This is a genomic window from Aerococcus urinaeequi (assembly GCF_001543205.1).
GTDB classification, from domain to species: domain Bacteria; phylum Bacillota; class Bacilli; order Lactobacillales; family Aerococcaceae; genus Aerococcus; species Aerococcus urinaeequi.
In genome coordinates, this window is record NZ_CP014162.1 from 1793043 (window position 1) to 1815037 (window position 21995).

Here is a 21995-nt window from a genome sequence, read left to right on the forward strand (position 1 = left end):
GGTATACACATGAACTTACAAAATAAAAACTTTTTAAAATTACTGGATTATACCAGTGAAGAAATTGAATTCCTAATAGACTTCGCCTTGCATCTAAAAAAATTAAAAAAAGCCAACATTCCACACGAATATTTAAAAGGTCAAAATATTGCCTTATTATTTGAAAAATCTTCCACTCGGACCCGTGCAGCCTTTACCGTAGCGGTCAACGATTTAGGCGGTCACCCTGAATACCTTGGGGCCAACGACATCCAACTCGGTAAGAAAGAATCTGTTATAGACACCGCAAAAGTTCTTGGCTCCATGTTTGATGGCATCGAGTATCGTGGTTTTGACCAGAACGCAGTCGAATTATTAGGCGCCCACGCTGGTGTACCAGTTTGGAACGGCTTGACCGATACCTGGCATCCAACCCAAATGATTGCGGACTTTATGACTATCAAAGAGATTTTCGGTTGTTTAAAAGGGCACCACTTAGTCTATCTAGGTGATGGTCGTAACAATATGGCCAACTCTTTAATGATTGCAGGTGCCAAGTTGGGCGTTGACATTACCATTGCGACTAGCTCACAATTACAACCTGAACAAGATATTCTTGAAACCGCTCAAGACATCGCTAAAGCAACAAATGCCAAAATCACCGTAACAAATAACCCAGTTCAAGCCGTGAAAACGGCCAACATTATATACACAGATGTCTGGGTGTCAATGGGTGAGGAAGCGACCTTTGAAGACCGGATCAAGCAATTAATGCCATTCCAAGTCAACAAATCATTGATAGACCAAGTTGAGACAGCGAATTGCATTTTCCTACATTGCCTACCTGCCTTCCATGACGCAGAAACCACTTACGGCCAGCAAGTCTTAGACCAATACGGCTACCAAGAAATGGAAGTGACAGATGAAGTCTTCCAGGCCGATTACGCCAAACAATTCTTACAAGCAGAAAATCGCTTGCACTCAATTAAAGCCATCATGGCAGCTACAAACGGCAACTTATTCTGGCCAAACAATAATGACAAAGGAGGCGATTAGGTGATTAAAGTAGGGATTATCGGGGCAACTGGCTATACAGGTGAAGAATTAATCCGCTTGTTGGTGACCCGACCAGATATTGAATTAACCACTTTAACTTCGAGAAATGAAGTGGGAACTAAGGTTCAGGACTATTATCCTCATTTCAAGGGCTTAATCGACCAATCCTTCGTGGCTTATGATCCAAACCAAATTTTCGACCAAGTGGATGTCTTATTCTTGTGCTTGCCGCACGGGGTATCCATGGAAATCGCGAAAGCAGCCCAAGCGCATGACGTCAAGGTGATTGATTTGGGGGCGGACTTTAGACTGAAGGATAGCCAAGTCTACCAAGAATATTATGGCATTCCACAAACAGAACCTGATTTACTTGAACAAGCGGTTTACGGTTTGCCTGAACTTTACGCTGCCGACATTCAAAAGGCAGATTTAATCGCCAATCCTGGCTGTTTTGTGACCTGCAGTTTGCTCGCCTTATTGCCAGTAATCGACCAAGATTTCATTCGAACCGATTCAGTAATTATTGACGCCAAAACAGGTGTCTCTGGGGCAGGCCGGTCTGCCAAGGTAGCCAACTTACTAACTGAGTTAGCTAACAACTTTTACGCTTACAACCCTATGGCTCACCGCCATATTCCTGAAATTGAGCAGACTTTAAATAATGTTGCAAACAATCAAGTCACTGTTCAATTCACCCCGCATTTGTTACCAACCGAACGGGGCATTCATGCCACAATCTATGTGGACTTAACTAAAGACATTAATGAAGACCAAGTCCGTCAAATCTATCAAAATTATTACCAAGACAAATACTTTATTCACATCCTAGGCCAAGACCAATTGCCACAAATTAAAGCGGTTCGGGCCAGCAATTTTGCCCAAATCCAAGTCAAAGTCGATCAAAGAACCAACCGGTTAGTGATTTTTGCCGTCATAGACAACCTAGTAAAAGGTGCAGCTGGGCAAGCCATCCAAAATATGAATCTAATGTTTGGCCTAGACCAAACGACTGGGCTTACCCAAGCCCCAATCTTCCCATAACCACTGATGAAAGGAGTTTGAATACATGTCACAAAGTCAATTACCGACCTCAATAAGTAGTGAAAATGCTGAAATACATTCTTTAACTAGTCAGGCCATTTCTGGAGGCCTTTGCGCCATTGAAAATGTCTGGGTGTCTGGTGTCCATTCTGGTTTCAAACACCGCAACAAAGATTTAGCCCTGATTTATTTTCCAAAAGGGGCCACTATGGCAGGGGTATTTACTAAAAATGCCATCCAATCCCATCATATCAAATATGATAAAAAACGCCTGAATGAACAGGCTACCTTTAAAGCCATTATGATTAATTCCGGAAATGCCAACACCTTTAACGGACCAAAAGGAGATACCGATGTTCAAATTATGGCCAACACACTTGCTAGCAAGCTAACAATTCAACCAGATGAAATCCTGATTTGTTCTACAGGTGTTATTGGTGTACCAATGGACCTGAGTAATTTCGACGACCAAGTGGTCACGTTAACGCATAATCTGACAGACGGTGATTCGATTCAAGCGGCTGAAGCCATTATGACTACGGACACCAAAATTAAGCAAGCAGCTATTGCCTTTGAAATTGAAGGGCAGCCCGTTCACCTAGCGGCCATTGCCAAGGGGTCAGGTATGATTCACCCGAATATGGGAACCATGTTGTCTTATATTGTGACTGATTTAGACCTTGGCCAAGAAACCTTACAGCAATTACTGAAAGAGTCTGTTAACCAATCTTTCAATAAGATTTCAGTTGACGGGGATACTAGTCCCAACGATACCGTCCTTCTGGCATCTACCAACAAGGTCTCTGTTAAGCCAACCAAGCAAAATATATTGATTTTCCAAGAGAAATTGACGGAAATCTGTCAAATGATGGCCCAAGAAATTGTGGCCGACGGGGAAGGGGCAACGAAATTTGTTACCGTTGCTGTGAAAGGCGCTGCTAGTCAAGCAGACGCTGAAGCGATTGCCAAGCAAGTAGCGACATCCTCCCTGGTGAAAACAGCTGTTTACGGGCAAGACGCTAACTGGGGCCGGGTATTATCAGCCATTGGCCAATCCCAGCCAGACTACCTCGACCCAGCCAAAATTCAGATCAGTTTCATTTCTGAAAAGGGAGAGATTTTAACCTGCAAGAATGGTCAGGGGCTAGTATTTGATGAAGATTTAGCCTATGAAATCCTATCTGAAACAGAAATCACCATCCATATCGATTTAGGCCTCGGCAATAGTAAGACCGCCGTTTGGACCTGCGATATGACTGAAGATTACATCAAAATTAACGCCGACTACCGGAGTTAGGAGGAGCATATGACAACACAAAATCTCAATACGCAAGAATTGATTGCATTAGGACAAGAAGTCACCATGCACACCTTTAACCGCCAAGAAACAGTTTTGGTCAAAGGCCAAGGTCCCTATGTTGAAGACCTTGATGGGAAAAAGTACATCGATTTCATTTCTGGCATCGCCTGTAACGTATTAGGGCACGCCGACCAAGGATTCGTCGATTTTATTACCAAGCAAGCGGGCAATCTGATCCATGTGTCCAACCTTTTCTGGAATGAAAATGGGGTAAAATTAGCCGAAAAATTAAGCCAAGTTTCAAATCTGGACAAGACTTTCTTCGCCAATTCGGGGACTGAAGCCAATGAAGCAGCTATTAAACTGGCCCGTAAATGGGGGACTGAGAACAAGGGGCCGGATGCCTTTGAAATTATTTCCATGACCCAATCTTTCCACGGTCGGACCTTGGCCAGCTTAACAGCAACCGGCCAAGAAGACATGCACACCGCCTTTAAACCCTTACCAGTCGGTTTTAAATATGTGGATTTTAACGACGTTGACGCTTTAAAAAAGGCAGTTAACAAGAATACTTGTGCCATTTTGCTTGAGGTCATCCAAGGAGAAGGTGGGGTCAATACCATTACGCCTGAATTCGTGTCTGCTATCAACACACTGCAAAAACAAGAGGATGTCCTAGTGATTGTAGATGAGATTCAAACAGGAATTGGCCGGACAGGAACCATGTTCGCCTTCCAACAAACGACTTTAAATCCAGATATCATCACCCTAGCAAAAGGGTTAGGTGGGGGCTTACCAATTGGGGCTGTAGTGGCAAAGGACCAAGTGGCCGACCACTTTAAACCAGGTGACCACGGCACTACATTTGGTGGCAATCCATTAGCTACAGCAGCGGGCAACTACATCTTGTCAGCCATTGAAGACCAACAACTTTTGAAAAATGTGAAAGTTATATCTGCTTATATCAAGGATCAATTACAATCTTGGCAATCCCCACTAGTAGAAGAAATTCGTGGTCAAGGGTTTTTGATTGGGTTGAAAGTCACTAAGCCAGTAGCCCAAGTGGTTGCGGCGGCGGCAGAACAAGGTTTGCTAGTGACTTCAGCTAAGGATAACGTCATCCGTTTACTACCCCCATTAAATGTCACAAAAGATGTGGTAGATCAAGCTTTAGCAAAGTTGAAAACAGCTCTCGAGCGCGAATAAGGCTAGTAGATACCTATAAGAATGTCCTTCTAAATGATATTTTATAGTTTGAAATCGTCATTTTTCAAGTATCCATGTTCAATATTTGTCCTACTACAGAACAATCTAGTAGGGCATTTTTTGTGCCCAAAATAATAAAGGAGGTAAATATATGTTACTAATTAAGCACTAAACCATGACGCAAGCTAGCACTCTATTCACAGTGATTGATGACTTATCAATTGTGGTAAAACCTGGTGTTAAGGTCGCAATTATTGGCCCTAATGGTATTGGCAAAACGCCTTTTCTTCGTCAACTTTGGCATGATTTAAAAGATGCTAAAGGCCTTCAAGTGGGCTACATGCCCCAACAATACAGCGAGGAAATTCCTGATGATCAAACCCCTATCGAATTTATGACTACCACCGGGGACAAGGAAGAAAGAACACAAATCATGACTTATTTGGGTAGTCTCCGCTTTTTACCTGAAGAAATGGACCAACCAATAGCTTACTTATCCGGTGGGCAAAAGGGAAAACTCATCTTAGCTAGTTTGGACCTCAAAGGCTATAATGTCTTACTCTTAGATGAACCGAATAGGAATTTCTCAGCTTCTTCTCAACAAGAAATCCGTACGGTTTTCAATGATTATCCCGGCGCTATCATCACCGTTTCCCACGACCGACAGTTTTTAAAATCAGTGTGTGACACAGTGTATGAATTAAGTTCTGACGGGTTTAAAACCGTTGACCATGTCAATCAATGGTAAAAAATGAAAATGTAGTGAAAACTTTCATGGTATAATGGAAGGGCAACCGGATGCTGGCTGATATAAAAAAGGCAGGTCCGGTATTTTTTGGAGGAGACTACATGCGTTCATTTATTAAACAAACATTATTATTAAAACCCTCGCCAAATGATCATTTAGAACGGGTACTAGTCGCTGGTATTTGTACCTTGATTGTCAATTTAACCGGCTATTTATTGGGTATGCCTGGGATTAATGCCACATCTAGCTTAGGCTTATTTACTTTTTTACATTTTCAATCTTTTGAAGGTAGCCGGACCATTAAACGGATGGTTTTTGTGGCCATGACCTTGATGGTGTCTTATACAGTCGGCTTAATCATCGGACAAATCCCTTTAATTGCCCCTATAGCTATTGGGTTGGTAGCCTTTTTTGCTAGATTGATCTACCGAATTTACCGGATTGATAAGCCAGGAGACATCTTCGTTATTCTAGTGATGGCAGCAGCAGCTACACGAGATATACCACTCAATCAAATGCCTGTGCAATTGCTTGAATTTGCCTATGGGATTGTGGTTTCCCTAATCATGGCCTTTCTATTAGTGAAATACTTGCATTTACCTAAACAAACCTTTACCTTCACCTTCCATTTCAAGGAGGCTATTCGACAAGATCCACGGATGGTGGTTGATTCTTTCTATTATGCAAGCGTCTTATTCTTCGCGTCTTATTTGAATATTGTGCTCGATCTGAGTCCTTATTCATGGATTATCGTGTCTTGTTCAGCCATCCTACAAGGAAACACTCTGGAAATTATTTTAAATAAAAGCTTCCAAAGGGTTTTCGGGACCATCGCCGGACTGGCAACAGCTGCTTTAATCATTATTATCCCAATCCCGCATATTTTACGGATCGGTGCAGTCGTTATTTTATACGTATTGGCAGAGTACTTTATCCCGCGCAATTATTCAATGGGGATTTTCTTCGTGACCAATATGGTCTTGATTCAATTAACCTTCCAGAATCCAAATCTTGGCTTTGACTATCTTAGCTACCGATTTGAAGGTATTGTCATTGGAACCCTGATTGGTTCATTGGCCGCTTACTTGCAATATCATCTATACAGATTTTACAGTCAGTCTATCATTCAATATAGGACCTATGATTATAAAGAGAAGATGGCCGAAGAGGTTAATCACCACGATCATCATCTATTTAAATAGTCTCCTACCCTGAGGATTGTCCTTTTTCCGGATAATATTCAGGGTATTTTTGTATCTAAAATTATATTTTTGTAATTTATTCAATTTAAATTAGGGAATAAAGTCATTACCATTGACGGGAATACCAAAACTTTCGAACTCACAGACTTTTCGAACTATATTAATTAAGTCTATCTGATAACATTTAATCAATAAGGTCAAAAATTTGAAGAAATGGCTATAGGATAAAGGCGCAAGAACTTGTTGGCTGGGAGGCTGACCAAGCTCTTATGTCTTAGTTTATTGTCGGCGATGAATTAGTATTCAATATTCAATTGGAATAACCAAGCTTTTAATGTTGCTACACTGTCTAAGAAACCTTGTTTTTGGTCTTCGCCAGGTACAAATTCAATGAGGTAATGATGTTTGTTTTGGGATTCTTTTTCAATGGTTCGGATGTACTGTAACCACTCATCTTGTCCGTCAGCTAATGGATAACGGTTGTAGAAGTCCTGCCAATGAAAGACGTGAACGTTAGTAATCCATGGTGCTAAATTCGGTAAGCTTTCGATCCATTCTTCAACCGTTAGTGACTCTGCCGGTTGCCAATATAAGTAGGCGTTAGGCGCAGTAATCTCTTGCATGAGTTGTTGGGCAGATGATGGTGTATCGGTTAGGGTGTCCATGTGGTATTCCAAGGCGATAGATAGGTTGGCTTCGGATGCCATTTTGCCGATACGGTTTGCATCTTCAATAATGTCTTCGCGGTATTCACCATCCACGTCCGCAGATCCTTCTTCCCCGGCCCAAACGCGAATGATTGACGCATCAACTATTTGCGCGATTTGGATGAAGGGTTCGAAATCGTCGAATGACCCAAGTTTGTAGTAGCTCCCGTAGGATGAAGTGTTTAAACCAGCTTCTTGCATTAATTGCGCGACTTTCTCGGCTTGTGCGATATCATTTTTGGGCAGGTGGTTATCGCTACCCCATTCAATAGCTTGAATGCCGGCTTCCTTGGCTAAATCGATGATGTATTCGACGGAATCGTCTCTAAAGGTGACTGAACATAATCCAATCATGTAAAAACCTCCTATGTAGTTTGCTTTTACTTAGATAAATGTTTAAAATGAAGAGTTTTCTTGGGTCAGGAATTCAGCTTCTTCAGCGGTAGTTTCGCGACCTAGCACCTCATTGCGGTGTGGATATCGGCCGAACTTGTCGATGATATTCTTGTGTAACTTTTCGTAGTATAAATTATTCTCGTTGCCAATTTCTTGAAAAATGGTTAGCGCCCATTTGTGGACGGTTTTAGATTCAGAATGCATAAAAGGCATAACTGCGAATATTTTTTCCTGCTCGTTAAATAAGTCATTAAAAGCTGGATGGTGATACAATTCTTGTGACAGGGCAAGCGCCATTTTATCTTGGGAAAATGACTTGGCAGATCCACGCCAGAGATTGCGGGAAAATTGGTCTAAGACAATAATTTCAGCCAAGCGTCCATAAGGATCATCGCGCCATTGCCAAAGTTCATTATTAGCAGCCGCTGTCCAAGTATCTAGAAACTGGTAGCGGATTGTGGCATCAAAATTATCATCTTTTGCGAACAACAAGTCTGCATTTTCAGCTGCAAACCAGAAATCTAGCACGTGTTGTAGGTTTTTAATAGCCATAAAATACCTCCGTTCATATTAACTACAGTCATTTGTGATTTTTGGAACCATCGCATAGCTGTTAAATATTCATTATTAGTATATAATAAAAAGTATAATTAATCACAGAAAACACATTAATATAGGAAGAATCAATTCAAATATATCTTGTGGCAGATTGGCTCAATATAAAAGAGTTATTGATAAAGCGCTTGGGTAACCGATTGATATCCGCGAGCAACTCTATTGTGCTAGAGGGTTCTGAATAAAATTAAAAACTTCCAAGTCCTTATTATTAAATGAAAAGTCGACATTGGAAGTTCTTTGGTGAAACGACCGTTTATCTGTCTCATAAAATTTCTGGTAAAGTAAAAATTATCTTGTTATTTTACGAGGCAAATCCCTAAAAAATACCTGAATCTTTGTTATAATTGTTCTGTATTGAAAACGAGTGGAGAAGATAAATTATGAATGTAAATCACTTATCAGACCGACTAGCATCGGTCGCATCTTTTGTGAAAGATGGCGCGCGGCTGGCAGATATTGGGTCAGACCACGCTTACTTACCGGTCAATTTGGCTAGTCAAGATAAAATCACTAGTGCAATTGCTGGTGAAGTTGTGGCAGGTCCTTTTCAGTCTGCCCAGCAAGAAATTGCTCGTCAGGAATTAGGGCATATGGTTGAAGCGCGACTTGGAGACGGTTTAGCGGTTATTGAACCTTCAGACCAAATTGACACTATTACCATTTGCGGTATGGGCGGTGCTTTGATCGTGGATATTCTAGACCAAGGGTTAATTGACGGTAAATTAGCGACTAATCCGCGTCTTATTCTGCAACCAAATGTGGCAGAAGACAAGGTGCGTCAATGGTTAAACACCCATTCTTATGAGATCGTTGATGAAGCGATGATTGCTGAAAATGGTAAATTTTATGAAGTGATTGTAGCGGATTACCGAGATAACTTACAACAGGAACTAACGAATGATGATATTTTATTTGGCTTATTTAACAAAGAGAAATATGCAGCTATTTTTCAGGAAAAATGGCAGTTAGAAATGAAACGGACAAACTATGTATTAGACCAACTTGAACAAGCCAGTAACCGCGATGAAATCAAGATCGCCCGTTATCAAGAATTGAAGACAGCGATACAAGCACAATTAGCTTAAGGAGGTATTGATTTGTCGCTCACAATTAAAGATTTTATCCAGCAATTCCAAACTTTTGCCCCAGAATACTATGCCGTTGAAGGAGATCCGACTGGCTTGCATTTCGGCCGTCTCGACCAAGAGGTTCGCAAGATTTTGGTGACCTTAGATATTCGCCCCGAAGTGGTTGAAGAAGCTAAGGCAATTGGCGCAGATTTCATTTTTGCCCATCATCCACCAATCTTTAAACCGGTGAAACGTTTAACAGAAGATGATCCGCAACAATCGATGTATGCGGAAATTATTCGCTCAGGCATTGGGGTATATGCAGCGCATACCAATTTGGATGCTGCGCCAGCTGGGATGAATGACTGGCTTTCTGATTTATACGAGGTTGAGAACGTAGAGGTTTTGCGAACCCATACGATAGATGAAACGACCGGGCAAGCGATTGGTATTGGACGCATCGGAGATTTAGCTGAACCGATGACTCTAGAAGCTTTCGGTGAATTTGTGAAAGCAAAAACGGGCGTCAATGGCTTAAGGATGGTGGTTGCTGATAAAGATAGACCTGTTAAACGGGTGGCTATTTTAGGAGGTGACGGCGGTTCTTACTTCGAGGATGCACTGGCTAAGGGTGCGGATACCTTTATCACTGGTGATGTTTACTACCATACCGGCCACGATATGATTGCGGCGGGCTTGAACGTGATCGACCCAGGTCACCATTTTGAATCAATCGTAAAATCTAAAATGACAGACATGTTTAAGCAATGGAACGATGAAAATAACTGGCAGGTTGATGTAGTTGCTAGCCAATTAAATACGGATCCATTTACATTTATATAGGAGGAAATACTGAATGACTTATCAAATTAAAGACCAAGAATTATTAAACCGCTTTGTGACTTATGCAAAAGAGAATACGCGCTCAAACGAGGCGAATGCGGACCAAGTGCCTTCATCACCTAACCAAGTAGCATTCGCTAAGAAATTAGCTAAAGAATTAACGACTTTAGGATTTTCAGATGTCTTCTACAATGAAAAAGACTCATTTGTCACAGCAACAATTCCTGCAACAGATGACAGCAAAGACTACCCAACAATCGGTTTCTTTGCCCACGTAGATACGGCAGATTTTAACGCTGAAAATGTTAGCCCGCAAATCATTGAAAAATATGATGGTGGCGTGATTCCTTTAGGTGATTCTGGGTATGAATTAAATCCTGCTGAGTTTGATTCATTAAACAAATATGTCGGTCAAACTTTGATTACAACGGATGGGACAACTTTACTTGGTGCAGATGACAAGGCGGGTATCGCTGAAATCGTTACCGCTGGTAAATACTTAATCGACAATCCATCCATTAAACATGGAGAAGTGAAAGTGGCTTTTGGTCCGGATGAAGAAATTGGTGTTGGGGCTGACCGCTTTGACGTTGAACGTTTTGCGGCTGACTTTGCCTACACTATGGACGGTGGCCCACTAGGTGAATTAGAATTTGAAACTTTCAATGCGGCTTCAGCAGTTGTTGAAGTAGCAGGTAAAAACATTCACCCAGGTTCAGCGAAGGATTTAATGATCAATGCCTTACAAGTGGCTATCGATATCCATAACCAGTTACCAGAAAATGAACGTCCTGAAAATACAGAAGGACGCGAAGGTTTCTTCCACTTAATGGGTATGGAAGGGAATGTAGAAGCTGCTAAAGCGACTTACATTATTCGTGACCATGACCGTCAACAATTTGAAAACCGCAAGGCATTAATCCAAGATGCTGCAGGTAAATTAAATGCATTTTATGGTAGTGACATTGCCACAGTTACTTTAAATGATCAATATTACAACATGGGTGCAATTATTGAAAAAGATATGCGCCCTGTGACGCTTGCTGAAAATGCATTTGCTGCTGTAGATATCCAACCAGATATTATTGCGGTTCGTGGTGGTACCGATGGGTCTAAATTGACATACATGGGACTACCAACACCAAACTTATTTGCTGGTGGGGAAAATATGCATGGTCGTTTTGAATATGTCAGCCTAGAAACGATGGTGAAGGCAACTGAAGTTATTCTAGCCATCATTGAAGGTGCTGGCGATTACAACAATCTATAAAATACTATTTTTAAATATATGAAGGTAAAAACATTTACCGCAAAGAAAGAAGTTGGCGTCTATCCGGTGCCAACTTCTCCTTTTATATATTTAGCAATTAGAAACATGTGCTTTTACAAAAGGAGGGCTTATGAATTTACAGTTTATTTTAAAGACCCCGACACAAAATAACCTGAAATCTGTATATGAAGACATTGATGCTTATCTAAGAGCAGATGTCGAAAATCAAGTCTTTATTATCACTGATGATAATATGAAATTTGATTTAGAGATGTCTGTTTTACGTCAAATGAAGGCAGTCCAGTTGAATGCTGGCCATACAACTGACAATAAACATGCTGGCATGATGCGACTACAAGTGCAGTCTTTCAAACGGTTAGCTTGGTATTTATTGCAGAAACAAGATAGTCAATCAGTTAGGGACGTTTCAGATATTGGTAATATCATGGTTATCGGTCGCGTTTTAGCGGATATGAAAGATGACTTATTGGTATACCGGGGTGAATACGATCAGATTGGATTTGTGGAAGCCTTGGCTGACTTGTTTAAAGAGTTAGTGAACGGTCAAATTACCAGTGACGTCTTTTTAAATTCGTTATCTAGCTATGAGTCTAGTGACCAGCCCTTGATTCAAAACCAAGTGAAGAAAATGAAAGAATTGGCTGCGATTTACGGAGAGTATGAAAAATATTTAGCGGGCTTAACTATGGTAGACCAAAATGTTTTTGCCCAATTAAGACAGGCAATTTCAGACCAAGATTTATCTAAAACAAGAATTATCATTACGGGCTTTGATTATTTTAATGCCCAAGAGTTGGAGACGATTGTTGCCTTCCTTGAAAATTGTCCACAAGTGCAAATTGTGCTGAATTTAGATCAACCTTATGACTTTAGGACGCCGGACTGGTATGAGTTATTTACGGTAACAGGGAAAACTTACAATCAATTGATGCAATTCGTTAGAAAGCAAGAGATTCCATTCGCTAATCCTATAGTTGCTGAATCGGATAATAGTTATGCCAATGGTTTTAAAGTTTTAGATCATTATCTAAGAACGGACAACCGTATTGAAAGTGGCCAAGTTGCGCAAACTGAACCTGCTAAAACGGCAGTCAATCAGGTCATGGAAATTTGGGAAGTACCGTCTACTCATATGGAAGCTGACCAAGTAGCCAATGAAATTTATCGATTAGTGGCAGATCCAAATACCGATTACCGCTACAAGGACATCCAAATCCTATCTAGAGATGAGGATGCCTATCAACACGCTTTACAGGCGGCTCTTGACGCCAATGAAATTCCTTATTTCACTAATTTCCAAGAGGATATGGCTCTCCATCCACTTTACAGGCTGATGATAAGTTTGTATCGGGTTTACCAAGGTAATTGGCGGTATCAAGATGTCTTTGATTTACTGCGTAGTGAATTATTAACGCCAGTTGATTTGGGTGACTTGACCAATTGGAATGATCCAACTTTTGATTCAGTAGAGGTAGTATCGGATGAATTGTCAGCTTCCAAAAAGGAGCAAATTCAATTCCGTGATGCGATCGATTTGACAGAAAATGTTGTTTTACGAAATGGTTATGAAGGACAATTTTGGTGGTCTAAAGACCGGATTTGGTCCTATATTTTAGTGGGGGAAGACGGCGAAAAAATAGGGACAAAGCGTGATATTGCGATCGAAGCAACCGCTAACCAGGTAAAGGCTTTTGTTGTTGGGGCCTTGTCGCCACTATTTGACAATTGGAAAAAGGATCAAACGACTGAAGCGGCTATTACATATTTCTATCAATTCCTAACCAATAATGGGATTCCAACCAATTTGATGAATTGGCGGGACAGCTATTTAGAGGCTGGGCAATTACAAGAGGCGAGACAACACGAACAGGCTTGGCAAACCTTTATCCATATGTTGGACGACTATGTCCTCTTATTTGGTGAGGAAGCATTTGACTTAGAATACTTCTTTAAGATTTTAGATTTGGCCTTTCAAAATGCAAGCTATGCCATGGTGCCACCAACAATGGACTCTGTTACAATTGGCTCTTTTGATGAAAATAAGGTAGAGGCAAAGAAAATCACTTTTCTTTTAGGTATGTCCAAATATGCCTTACCGGTGGTCTATGAAGAGAAATCTCTTTTAACCAACGAGGACCGGCAATTAGTGGTTAGTCAATTAGATGACTTACAAGCCTTAAAACAATCGGCAGATAGTAAGAATAACAATGAAGCCTATAAAGCTTATTTGGCATTCCTGTCTGCCACAGATCATTTATATATTTCCTATCCCTTGAATAATGGCGATGCGGATACTGAAGGCTTGTCGCCAATGATCGGCCGTATTGCAGAGGCTTTTGGTATTCAAACCAAATATCTACGGCAACCGTCTGACCATGCAGCTGAAGAAACCTTGTTGAAACTAGGTAATGGTCACACCCAAGTCCGTTATCTACTGAAAGCCGTGGCCCAAGATGCCCACGGTCAACAACGTTTAAGCCAGATATGGCGGCCTGTATATGACCAGGTAGTATCCAATCAATCTACTGCTGGTTTCTTTAAATGGTTGCAGTCTAGTTTGACCTACCATAATACGGTACTGCCACTTACACCAGAATTGTCCCGGTCTTTATACGGGGATATTTTGGCCGTATCTGTTTCCCAGCTTGAACTCTATAATCGAGATCCCTTCTCTTATTATTTGAAATATGGGTTGAAATTAAAAGAGCGACCTAGCTTTCAATTAGATTCCTTGCAAACAGGGAATTACTTCCATGAAATGCTGGATCATTTTTTCAAGGAAGTAAATCAAAAAGAGTTTGATTTGGCTAATCTTTCTGATGGCGAGGCCAAGGAAATTTTAGGGGAAGTGACGGATAAGTTAAATGATCCGGATGTCTATCCTGAGTACACGATTTTTAAGGTTAACCACCGCAATAGTTACTTGCAGGAATCAATGAAAGAGACCATTCAGTTGCTGGTTGAAAATATGATCAAGCAACGCCAAGCGGTTAATGTGAAAACTATCGAAACGGAACAACGGTTTGGCTATACCCAAAATGAGGACGAGGAAGAAGAGACCATTACCCATTTCACTTTAGCAAACGGGCAAGAAGTTCGTTTGCGCGGTAAAATCGACCGGATTGATGCGGTGTCGCAGGTTGAAAATGGCCTGGAACAAAACTTTATCCAAGTGGTGGATTATAAGTCATCGGCTCATGATGTGAAATTTGACCAGATTTATGTAGGGTCCCAATTGCAGCTTTATACTTATTTGAAGGTGGCTTTAGACCAGTTAAATCAAGATGGTCAAACTGCCTTGCCACTAGGTGCTTTCTACCAACGGATTTTCCAACCTCAAGTGAAAATTGAAAAGCAAACAGATTTAACTGACAAAAATATTTCGGATCAAATTTTGGCCGACTTGAAACTGTCGGGTTATGTACGGGCTGACTATGATCTATTAGAAGATATTCATAGCGAAGGACTTGAACCAGGTGGGAAGTCGAGCGTTTATGCGGTGAGCCGGAAGAAAGATGGCGATTTCGCTAAAGCTGCCAAAGTCTTAACCAAGGATGAGTTGAATAAGTTGTTAGCCTTTGTTGAAGAGAAGATTGTGGCTACAGCAGAACAAATTGTGTCTGGCCATATTGCTTTAAATCCGCTTGATGATGATCCGTACATTCCGTCCATGACTGAGCCTTACCGGTCTGTATCTATGTTTGATGCAACGGACTATACCAATAAATATCGACCAAATCCGTCTATGGATCAGGATGAATTTTTCCAAGCCTTAATGACAGATGCCCATGTAGATGAAAATGTAGCAGAGGAGGACCAGTCAGACGATGAAGAATAGACAGAAACAAACCACTATTCCATTACAAACAGAAGCTAATGCCCGTTATACAGCCGACCAATGGGCAGCGATTCATTTAGAAGGGGATAACCTGCTCGTTTCAGCCTCTGCTGGATCTGGTAAAACGAGTGTCCTTGTCCAACGTATCTTGCAGAAGGTACGACGTGGCTATGGGGTGGATGAGTTACTGGTTGTAACGTTTACCGAAAAAGCAGCTAGTGAAATGAAAGAGCGGTTGGAAGTAGCCTTACAAGAAATGATCAATGAAGAATCTGACGCCGACAGCCGTCAACATTATCTGCAACAAATCGCCAAATTGCCGCAAGCCAATATTTCAACCATTGACGCCTTTTGTAAGCAAGTCATCCAACGTTATTATTTCTTGATTGATCTAGACCCAGTTTACCGATTATTAACCGATGAAACTGAAAATATGATGCATTTTGAAAATGTTTGGGAGGCCTTGAAAGAGGACTTATTAGCAGAAGGCAATCCAGATTATTTACGTATGGCAAAACACTTTGCTTCCGACCGTAAAGATGACAAGATTGACCAGTTGATTTTTGACCTATACAACAAGTCTCGGGTCCATACCCATCCAAACGACTGGTTAGATGGATTAGTAGCCAAATATCCGGATGAGGATACCCCCTACGGTGAGTCTGATTTTTATCAAGAATATGTGGTCCCTGCTTTAATAGATGAAATTGAAGCTCTTGAAAATACTGCACGACTGTATATTGAAGACCTGCCGGTTGCTGAAGCGGTTGGTTTTGAAAAAATGGCCATTTCTGTGAAAGAAAAGTTAGCTTACTTAGACCAATTGAAGACGAATGTGAAGGCCTCTTATAAAGATGCCTACCAACAAATTATTGCAACATCTTTCCCTGCTTTAGTTCGAAAAAGTAAGAAAGACTTTGAAGATGGTAACGACGCACAAAATGATTTACGAACTCAGTTAAAAGACCGACACGACAAAACAATTAAGGACGTATTCGACAAGGATATCTTGCCTTACTTTACCTTTGACGAGCATTACCAAGGCCTCTTTATTCAAGATGCTAAAAAACTTGGGCAAGCCATTATAAATGTGGAGAAGGTCTTTACTGAACGAATGACAGCCCATAAATTTGACCAAAGAATCTTAGATTTCTCAGATATCGAACTTTTTACCTATCAAATTTTAAGTAAGCAGTTAGCGGACACAGAAACTGGCGACGGCGGAAGTGTGAGTGGAAACGTCAATACTATGAATGAGGCTAAGGCTTACTATCGGGACAAGTTTACTGAAGTCATGGTGGATGAGTATCAGGATGTCAATGCCTTACAGGAAGCCATTCTACAAGCTGTATCAGGGAATCCGGAACATCCAAATATGTTCATGGTGGGGGATGTGAAGCAGTCGATTTACCGTTTCCGCTTTGCTGAACCAGGTCTATTTATCCATAAATTCAACCAATTCGCGGATGGTAATGGAGGGCAGAGGATTGTCTTAGCGGAAAACTTCCGGTCAAGAGCAGATGTCCTTGATTTTACCAACTTTATCTTCCGCCAAGTCATGGATCCACAAGTGGGGCAGATTGCTTATGATGAGGATGCAGCCCTTAAATTGGGCTTTACCGCCTATCCAGAAACCGACCGGATGCAGACTGAAATTCTCCTTTACGAGGAGGAAGATGGCAGTGAAGCTAGCGATTACGACCAGGAAGGTTTAGACGGTTTAGATGGTGAGGTCTCAAATGGGACGAAAATGCAAGCAGAATTGATTGCCCAATCCATTTTGGACAAGGTCAACAACCAGCACATGATTTATGATAAAAAGCTGCAGGCAGATAGACCCATCACCTTTAATGATATAGTAATTCTTGTAGCAACTAGACGTAACCATTCGGAATTAGAGGATGTTTTTGCCCAATATAAAATTCCTTTGATGTTGGATGATTCGGCGAACTATTTCCAGCGTACAGAAATCCGTGTCATGTTGAATGTCTTAAAATTTATCGATAATCCTTACCAAGATATTCCACTGGCGGCTATTTTGCGGTCACCAATTATTGGTTTAAATGAGCAAGACCTAGCAAAAATCCGGATTGCCAACAAACAAGCAACTTATTATGACGCTATGAAAACTTATATGGCCATGGATGAAGGGCAAGATGAAAGAATAGCTGAGAAATTGCGGATTTTGAATGATTGGCACTTAGCGTGGCGGGATATCGCCCGCGACAAACCGTTGGCGACTTTAATCTGGCAAATTTATACAGATACGGGCTTCCTCGATTATGTTGGTGGGATGCCAAATGGCGAGATTCGGCAAAATAACTTGCATGGTTTTTATAAATTGGCGTCTACCTATGAAGCGTCAGCCTTTAAGGGGATTTTCCAATTCATCCGCTTTGTTGAGAAAATTCAAGAGAAAGACAACGACCTGCAAGCACCAAAACACGGGGACGAAGCTCGATCTGCGGTCCATGTCTATACTATTCATCATTCAAAAGGTTTAGAGTTTCCGCTCGTTTACGTCTATAACATTTCCAAGCGTTTTAACACTCAAGATCTAAGGAATCCGGTGATTTATAATGACGCTATCGGTATCGGGGTGAAATTGTCTGATAGAACACGTCACATCACCTATCCAAATATGTTTGAAATGATGGCTAAACGCTTTGAGAAGAAAGACATGTTGGCTGAAGAAATGCGAAAATTATACGTGGCCTTAACTCGAGCGGAACAGCAACTGGTATTAGTGGGTATGGTGAAAAACTTCGATACCACGATTGGCAAGTGGCAAGGGCTTTTGATGAAAGACGAGCAACTATCGCCATCAGGCCGGATTAAAGCCAACAGTCTACTTGATTGGATTGGCCCAGCGTTGATGCGCCACCACGATTTTGATCAGGTTAACCAATCAGTCCATATTCCAGACTACCTAGCCAACACTAAGACCAATTTCCGGGTTGCAGTCGTTTCTAGCCAAGACGCACTTGCGGGCCGTAGTAAGTGGGTACAGACGGTAGATGAATCCAACCAAGTTGACCAAGCAGAACTTTTAGCGGCCATTTTTACAGATGACAAAATGTCTACCAGTGACCAAGCTAATAAACAAGTCATTCAGCTACCAGCTACCGACTTAGATTATGCTTATCAATCGGCGACCAAGACAACATCCTTCCAATCAGTATCAGAATTGAAACGGATGCTTCAAGATCCAAGTGACCTCGACTTGCAACCTTGGTCAGTCAACAATCAAAATAAATTGACTAAAACCTTTCGTTATACTGAAGAGGACTATGACCAACCGAGTTTCTTGGCCAAAGAACAAGCTGTCACACCAACAGCCATTGGGTCAGCGGCCCATTTGTTAATGCAGAAGGTGAATTTAAGGGCTAAACCAAGTAAAGCGACCTTTAAAGCGCTCTTTGATGAACTATGCCAACTAGAAATTTTAAGCAATAAACTTTGGCCACATATTCAAGTGGATAAACTAGTAGCCTTCTTCGATACGGCAGCGGGACAATTGATTTTGAAACAAGTTGACCATGTATATAGAGAAGAAACATTCTCCCTAATGGTTGCTGGATCAGAAATCTTTACGGATATGGCAACAGATGATGACTTGTTGGTCCACGGGACAATTGATGGTTTTATTTTATTACAGGATGAAATCTTCCTGTATGACTTTAAAACTGACCGGATTGCTTATCTAAATGAAAGCCAGCAAGAACAAACCTTAATCGACCGTTACCAAGGGCAAATGGATCTTTATGCTCAAGCCCTTGAAACCATTTGGGAACGGGCAGTTACACAGAAAATGATTATATCATTAGATACATTAAAAACTTTTTTTGTCTAATAACACTTGCAAAACTAATACAGAAGGTGGTATACTATCTCTTGTATTAGTTTTGCATGCGGGTGTAGTTTAGTGGTAAAACCATAGCCTTCCAAGCTATCGTCGCGAGTTCGATTCTCGTCACCCGCTTATAATAAAACAATGAACGCTGGTGGTATTCCAAAAGCCAGTGAAGGGAAGTGGGGCTTAGGTCTCACTTTTTTTTGCTAAAATTAGTAGAGAAACTGAGAAAGTAAGTCTGAAAATCAGTATAATCAATTCAGATAGATATAGTAGTATCATCATTTTACAAGAATAGAAAGCGAGTGGTTGACCAACCATGGCAAAATTTTATGCAGTGAAAAAAGGAAAAACACCAGGAATCTACAAGACCTGGCCTGACTGTCAGAAACAAGTTAAGGGCTTTTCGGGTGCAGTCTATAAGTCATTTACCAGCCTAGAAGAAGCAGAAGCCTTTATGGGTAATGGGTCGCAGCCGGTGTCTAAAACGAGTCAAGGGGAAGAAATCCGCTGGCTAACTAAAGACGGTAAAAACGGCCAGGTTGATGCCGATACCATGTCCGTATATGTAGACGGCTCTTTCGATAAAAAATCTGGTTATTTTGGCTACGGGGGTGTAGTCTTATTTCAGGATACGATCAAAACTTACAAGGGTGGTCGTAACACGGAAGGATTAGCTAAAATGCGGAATGTAGCCGGTGAAATTATCGCGGCTATGCATGCGGTTAAAATTGCACAAAAATCAGGGGTTAAGAATCTTGTGATTTACCATGATTATATGGGGATCGCTGAGTGGGCCCTAAAATCTTGGCAGGCCAAAAATGATTATACTAAGGAATATCAGGACTATATGCAAGAGCAGGCCAAGAATCTAGCTATCGGATTTGTGAAAATCGCAGCCCACACAGGTAATCAATATAATGAGGAAGCTGACCAATTAGCTAAAGACGGGATTCGCCAAGCCAAATCAGCTAATAAATAAGCTAGAATAATGGTAAAATATATTTAAACAATATCGGCCGAGCGGCTCAGGAGGATTTATGTTACTGAATTATCTATTAATTGCAATTTTAGTTGGTATTGACCAATTCGTGAAGTATTGGACAGTGGCCAATTTTGCTGTCAATGAAGGGCAAGATTTCATACCAGGCATTCTTTCCTTCTTTTATATCCAAAATGATGGAGCTGCTTGGGGAATTTTCTCAGGGCAAATGTGGCTATTTTATATCATTACTGTTGCTGTTGTGGCAGTCCTCGTCTATATGCTCCACAAGGAAGCTAAAGGCGCGCCGCTACTGGCTATAGGTCTTTCCTTTATGATTGCAGGAGCCTTGGGTAACTTTATCGACCGCCTGCATTTAAACTACGTGATCGACATGTTTCGATTAGAATTTATGGATTTTCCAATATTTAATGTAGCGGATGTTTGTTTAACCATTGGTGTCATTATGATGATTGTCTACATGATTATTACACCTGAAGACCAATTGGAAAAAAGAACCGCTAACAAGTGAGGAGTGTCATTTTGACAGAAGAAAAGACAGTATTTAATTATACTTATACGGGTGAGGACGGCTTGCGTTTAGACCAATTCGTCACTAATCAATTTACAGACGAAAGCCGGACTACAATCAAAAAATGGATCAAAGACAAATTGGTCACAGTAAACGGCAAGGTGGCTAAAGCGTCACAATCCTTGGTTAATGGAGATTTAATCGGAGTTGAGAAACCGGCGCCTGCTGAAGCGGAAGAATTTAAACCAGTAGCCGAAAAGATGTCTTTAGATATCGTATTTGAAGATGATGACATTTTAGTGGTCAATAAACCAGTCAATTTGGTCGTGCATCCTTCCGTGAACCATCCAACCAATACCCTAGTGAATGGTTTGTTATACCATGTACAGGAAAATGGGTCGCAACTAGCGGTTGGTCGCGAGTCTTTTAGACCAGGTATCGTCCATCGATTAGACAAGGACACCACCGGATTATTAGTGGTCGCTAAATCACAAGCAGCCCTTGAAAATCTAACTGAACAAGTGGCCAACCACCAAATGACACGAATTTATTCAGGTTTAGTTTATGGCGAAATTTTTGAAGCGGGCGGGACCATTGATGCACCAATCCGCCGTCATGAAAAAGATCGGTTGAAATTTGAAACTAACGAAGCTGGTCGTCATGCAGTTACGCATTTTACGGTCAAACACCGGTACGTTGGCTATACCTTGGTCAACTTCCAACTGGAAACAGGTAGAACCCATCAAATCCGTGTTCACGCTGATTTTATCAACCACCCAATCGTGGATGATCCTTTGTACGCAAGACAATATAAGGAGCGGTTCTTCAGTGATAATGGCCAATTATTACATGCCCACCGCTTAGAATTAGACCACCCGGTAACTGGTGAACACATGGCTTTTGATGCGCCAATTCCTGATAATTTCCAGGCGGTATTGCATCAGTTGACATTTAAGGGTGTATAATTGATGAAAAGCTTTGCAAAAGGGGCAATACTTTAGTAAAATTTTATCTTGTAAACGTATGAGAGGAGTGTATAGACTATGCTAAGTACAGGAGCTTGGATTTTAATCGTAATTATCGCAGCTATTTTAGGTGCTGTTGGGGGATTCTTTATCGCCCGTAAATATATGGTGAACTATTTTGAAGAAAATCCACCAATTTCTGATGACATGATTCGTTCAATGATGATGTCAATGGGTCAAAAACCTTCAGAAAAACGTGTGCGTCAAATCACACAATCTATGAAGAAATCGAACAAAAAATCTAAATGATGAGATTAAAGCGCCACCAAGCGCTTAATATCAACAATAGCCTCCGTAGCTAATAAGGC

The 21995-nt window shown here is 41.1% G+C and carries 17 protein-coding genes and 1 tRNA gene; 16 read left to right on the forward strand and 2 right to left on the reverse strand.

The features are described 5' to 3' along the window. The first annotated feature begins 9 nt into the window (after nucleotides 1–9). From argF to AWM74_RS08345, 6 genes are all read left to right on the forward strand, one after another. On the forward strand, nucleotides 10–1035 hold the full coding sequence (gene argF / locus AWM74_RS08320; RefSeq protein ID WP_026465925.1) for an ornithine carbamoyltransferase: 1026 nt from the start codon (nucleotides 10–12) through the stop codon (nucleotides 1033–1035). Continuing rightward, nucleotides 1036–2076, forward strand: coding sequence for an N-acetyl-gamma-glutamyl-phosphate reductase (gene argC, locus AWM74_RS08325; protein ID WP_026465926.1), 1041 nt, complete (start codon nucleotides 1036–1038; stop codon nucleotides 2074–2076). It begins immediately after the preceding gene. A 25-nt stretch (nucleotides 2077–2101) separates the two neighbouring features. Then, on the forward strand, nucleotides 2102–3373 hold the full coding sequence (argJ, locus tag AWM74_RS08330) for a bifunctional glutamate N-acetyltransferase/amino-acid acetyltransferase ArgJ (protein WP_051218229.1): 1272 nt from the start codon (nucleotides 2102–2104) through the stop codon (nucleotides 3371–3373). 9 nt (nucleotides 3374–3382) lie between these two features. Then, on the forward strand, nucleotides 3383–4582 hold the full coding sequence (locus AWM74_RS08335; protein ID WP_026465928.1) for an acetylornithine transaminase: 1200 nt from the start codon (nucleotides 3383–3385) through the stop codon (nucleotides 4580–4582). A gap of 175 nt (nucleotides 4583–4757) precedes the next feature. After that, the gene (locus AWM74_RS08340; RefSeq protein ID WP_026465929.1) at nucleotides 4758–5330 is read left to right on the forward strand and encodes an ATP-binding cassette domain-containing protein; all 573 of its coding nucleotides are present in this window, start codon (nucleotides 4758–4760) and stop codon (nucleotides 5328–5330) included. A gap of 101 nt (nucleotides 5331–5431) precedes the next feature. Continuing rightward, the gene (locus AWM74_RS08345) at nucleotides 5432–6532 is read left to right on the forward strand and encodes an FUSC family protein (RefSeq protein WP_034258159.1); all 1101 of its coding nucleotides are present in this window, start codon (nucleotides 5432–5434) and stop codon (nucleotides 6530–6532) included. Nucleotides 6533–6828: 296 nt separating this feature from the next. Here AWM74_RS08345 and AWM74_RS08350 read toward each other — a convergent pair whose 3' ends face one another. Both AWM74_RS08350 and AWM74_RS08355 read right to left on the reverse strand, forming a co-directional pair. Beyond that, on the reverse strand, nucleotides 6829–7593 hold the full coding sequence (locus tag AWM74_RS08350) for a sugar phosphate isomerase/epimerase family protein (RefSeq protein ID WP_026465930.1): 765 nt from the start codon (nucleotides 7591–7593) through the stop codon (nucleotides 6829–6831). Nucleotides 7594–7635: 42 nt separating this feature from the next. Beyond that, nucleotides 7636–8187 carry a DUF924 family protein gene (locus AWM74_RS08355; RefSeq protein WP_026465931.1) on the reverse strand — a complete coding sequence of 184 codons (552 nt, stop codon included), beginning with the start codon at nucleotides 8185–8187 and terminating at the stop codon, nucleotides 7636–7638. Nucleotides 8188–8633: 446 nt separating this feature from the next. Here AWM74_RS08355 and AWM74_RS08360 point away from each other — a divergent pair, with 446 nt between their 5' ends. The 10 genes from AWM74_RS08360 (at nucleotide 8634) to AWM74_RS08405 (ending at nucleotide 21936) form a co-directional block, all read left to right on the forward strand. Then, nucleotides 8634–9338, forward strand: coding sequence for a tRNA (adenine(22)-N(1))-methyltransferase (locus AWM74_RS08360; RefSeq protein ID WP_026465932.1), 705 nt, complete (start codon nucleotides 8634–8636; stop codon nucleotides 9336–9338). A 12-nt stretch (nucleotides 9339–9350) separates the two neighbouring features. After that, on the forward strand, nucleotides 9351–10166 hold the full coding sequence (locus AWM74_RS08365) for a Nif3-like dinuclear metal center hexameric protein (RefSeq protein ID WP_026465933.1): 816 nt from the start codon (nucleotides 9351–9353) through the stop codon (nucleotides 10164–10166). 13 nt (nucleotides 10167–10179) lie between these two features. Next, nucleotides 10180–11436 carry a peptidase T gene (pepT, locus tag AWM74_RS08370; RefSeq protein ID WP_026465934.1) on the forward strand — a complete coding sequence of 419 codons (1257 nt, stop codon included), beginning with the start codon at nucleotides 10180–10182 and terminating at the stop codon, nucleotides 11434–11436. 130 nt (nucleotides 11437–11566) lie between these two features. Continuing rightward, complete coding sequence (locus AWM74_RS08375) at nucleotides 11567–15295, forward strand: PD-(D/E)XK nuclease family protein (protein WP_026465935.1); 3729 nt, start codon at nucleotides 11567–11569, stop codon at nucleotides 15293–15295. Then, nucleotides 15285–19148: a helicase-exonuclease AddAB subunit AddA gene (addA, locus tag AWM74_RS08380; protein WP_026465936.1), complete on the forward strand. Its 3864-nt coding sequence runs from the start codon at nucleotides 15285–15287 to the stop codon at nucleotides 19146–19148. Before AWM74_RS08375 ends, addA begins: the two co-directional genes overlap by 11 nt. A gap of 58 nt (nucleotides 19149–19206) precedes the next feature. Continuing rightward, nucleotides 19207–19277 (forward strand) — tRNA-Gly (locus tag AWM74_RS08385). Between the two features lie 190 nt (nucleotides 19278–19467). Beyond that, nucleotides 19468–20130, forward strand: a complete 663-nt coding sequence (locus tag AWM74_RS08390; protein WP_026465937.1) for a ribonuclease H1 domain-containing protein — start codon at nucleotides 19468–19470, stop codon at nucleotides 20128–20130. A 58-nt stretch (nucleotides 20131–20188) separates the two neighbouring features. After that, nucleotides 20189–20662 carry a signal peptidase II gene (gene lspA / locus AWM74_RS08395; protein ID WP_026465938.1) on the forward strand — a complete coding sequence of 158 codons (474 nt, stop codon included), beginning with the start codon at nucleotides 20189–20191 and terminating at the stop codon, nucleotides 20660–20662. A gap of 11 nt (nucleotides 20663–20673) precedes the next feature. Next, nucleotides 20674–21627 carry an RluA family pseudouridine synthase gene (locus AWM74_RS08400; RefSeq protein WP_026465939.1) on the forward strand — a complete coding sequence of 318 codons (954 nt, stop codon included), beginning with the start codon at nucleotides 20674–20676 and terminating at the stop codon, nucleotides 21625–21627. A 78-nt stretch (nucleotides 21628–21705) separates the two neighbouring features. Continuing rightward, entirely contained in the window at nucleotides 21706–21936 is a 231-nt protein-coding gene (locus AWM74_RS08405) for a YneF family protein (protein WP_003141045.1), read from the forward strand. Nucleotides 21937–21995: the final 59 nt, after the last annotated feature.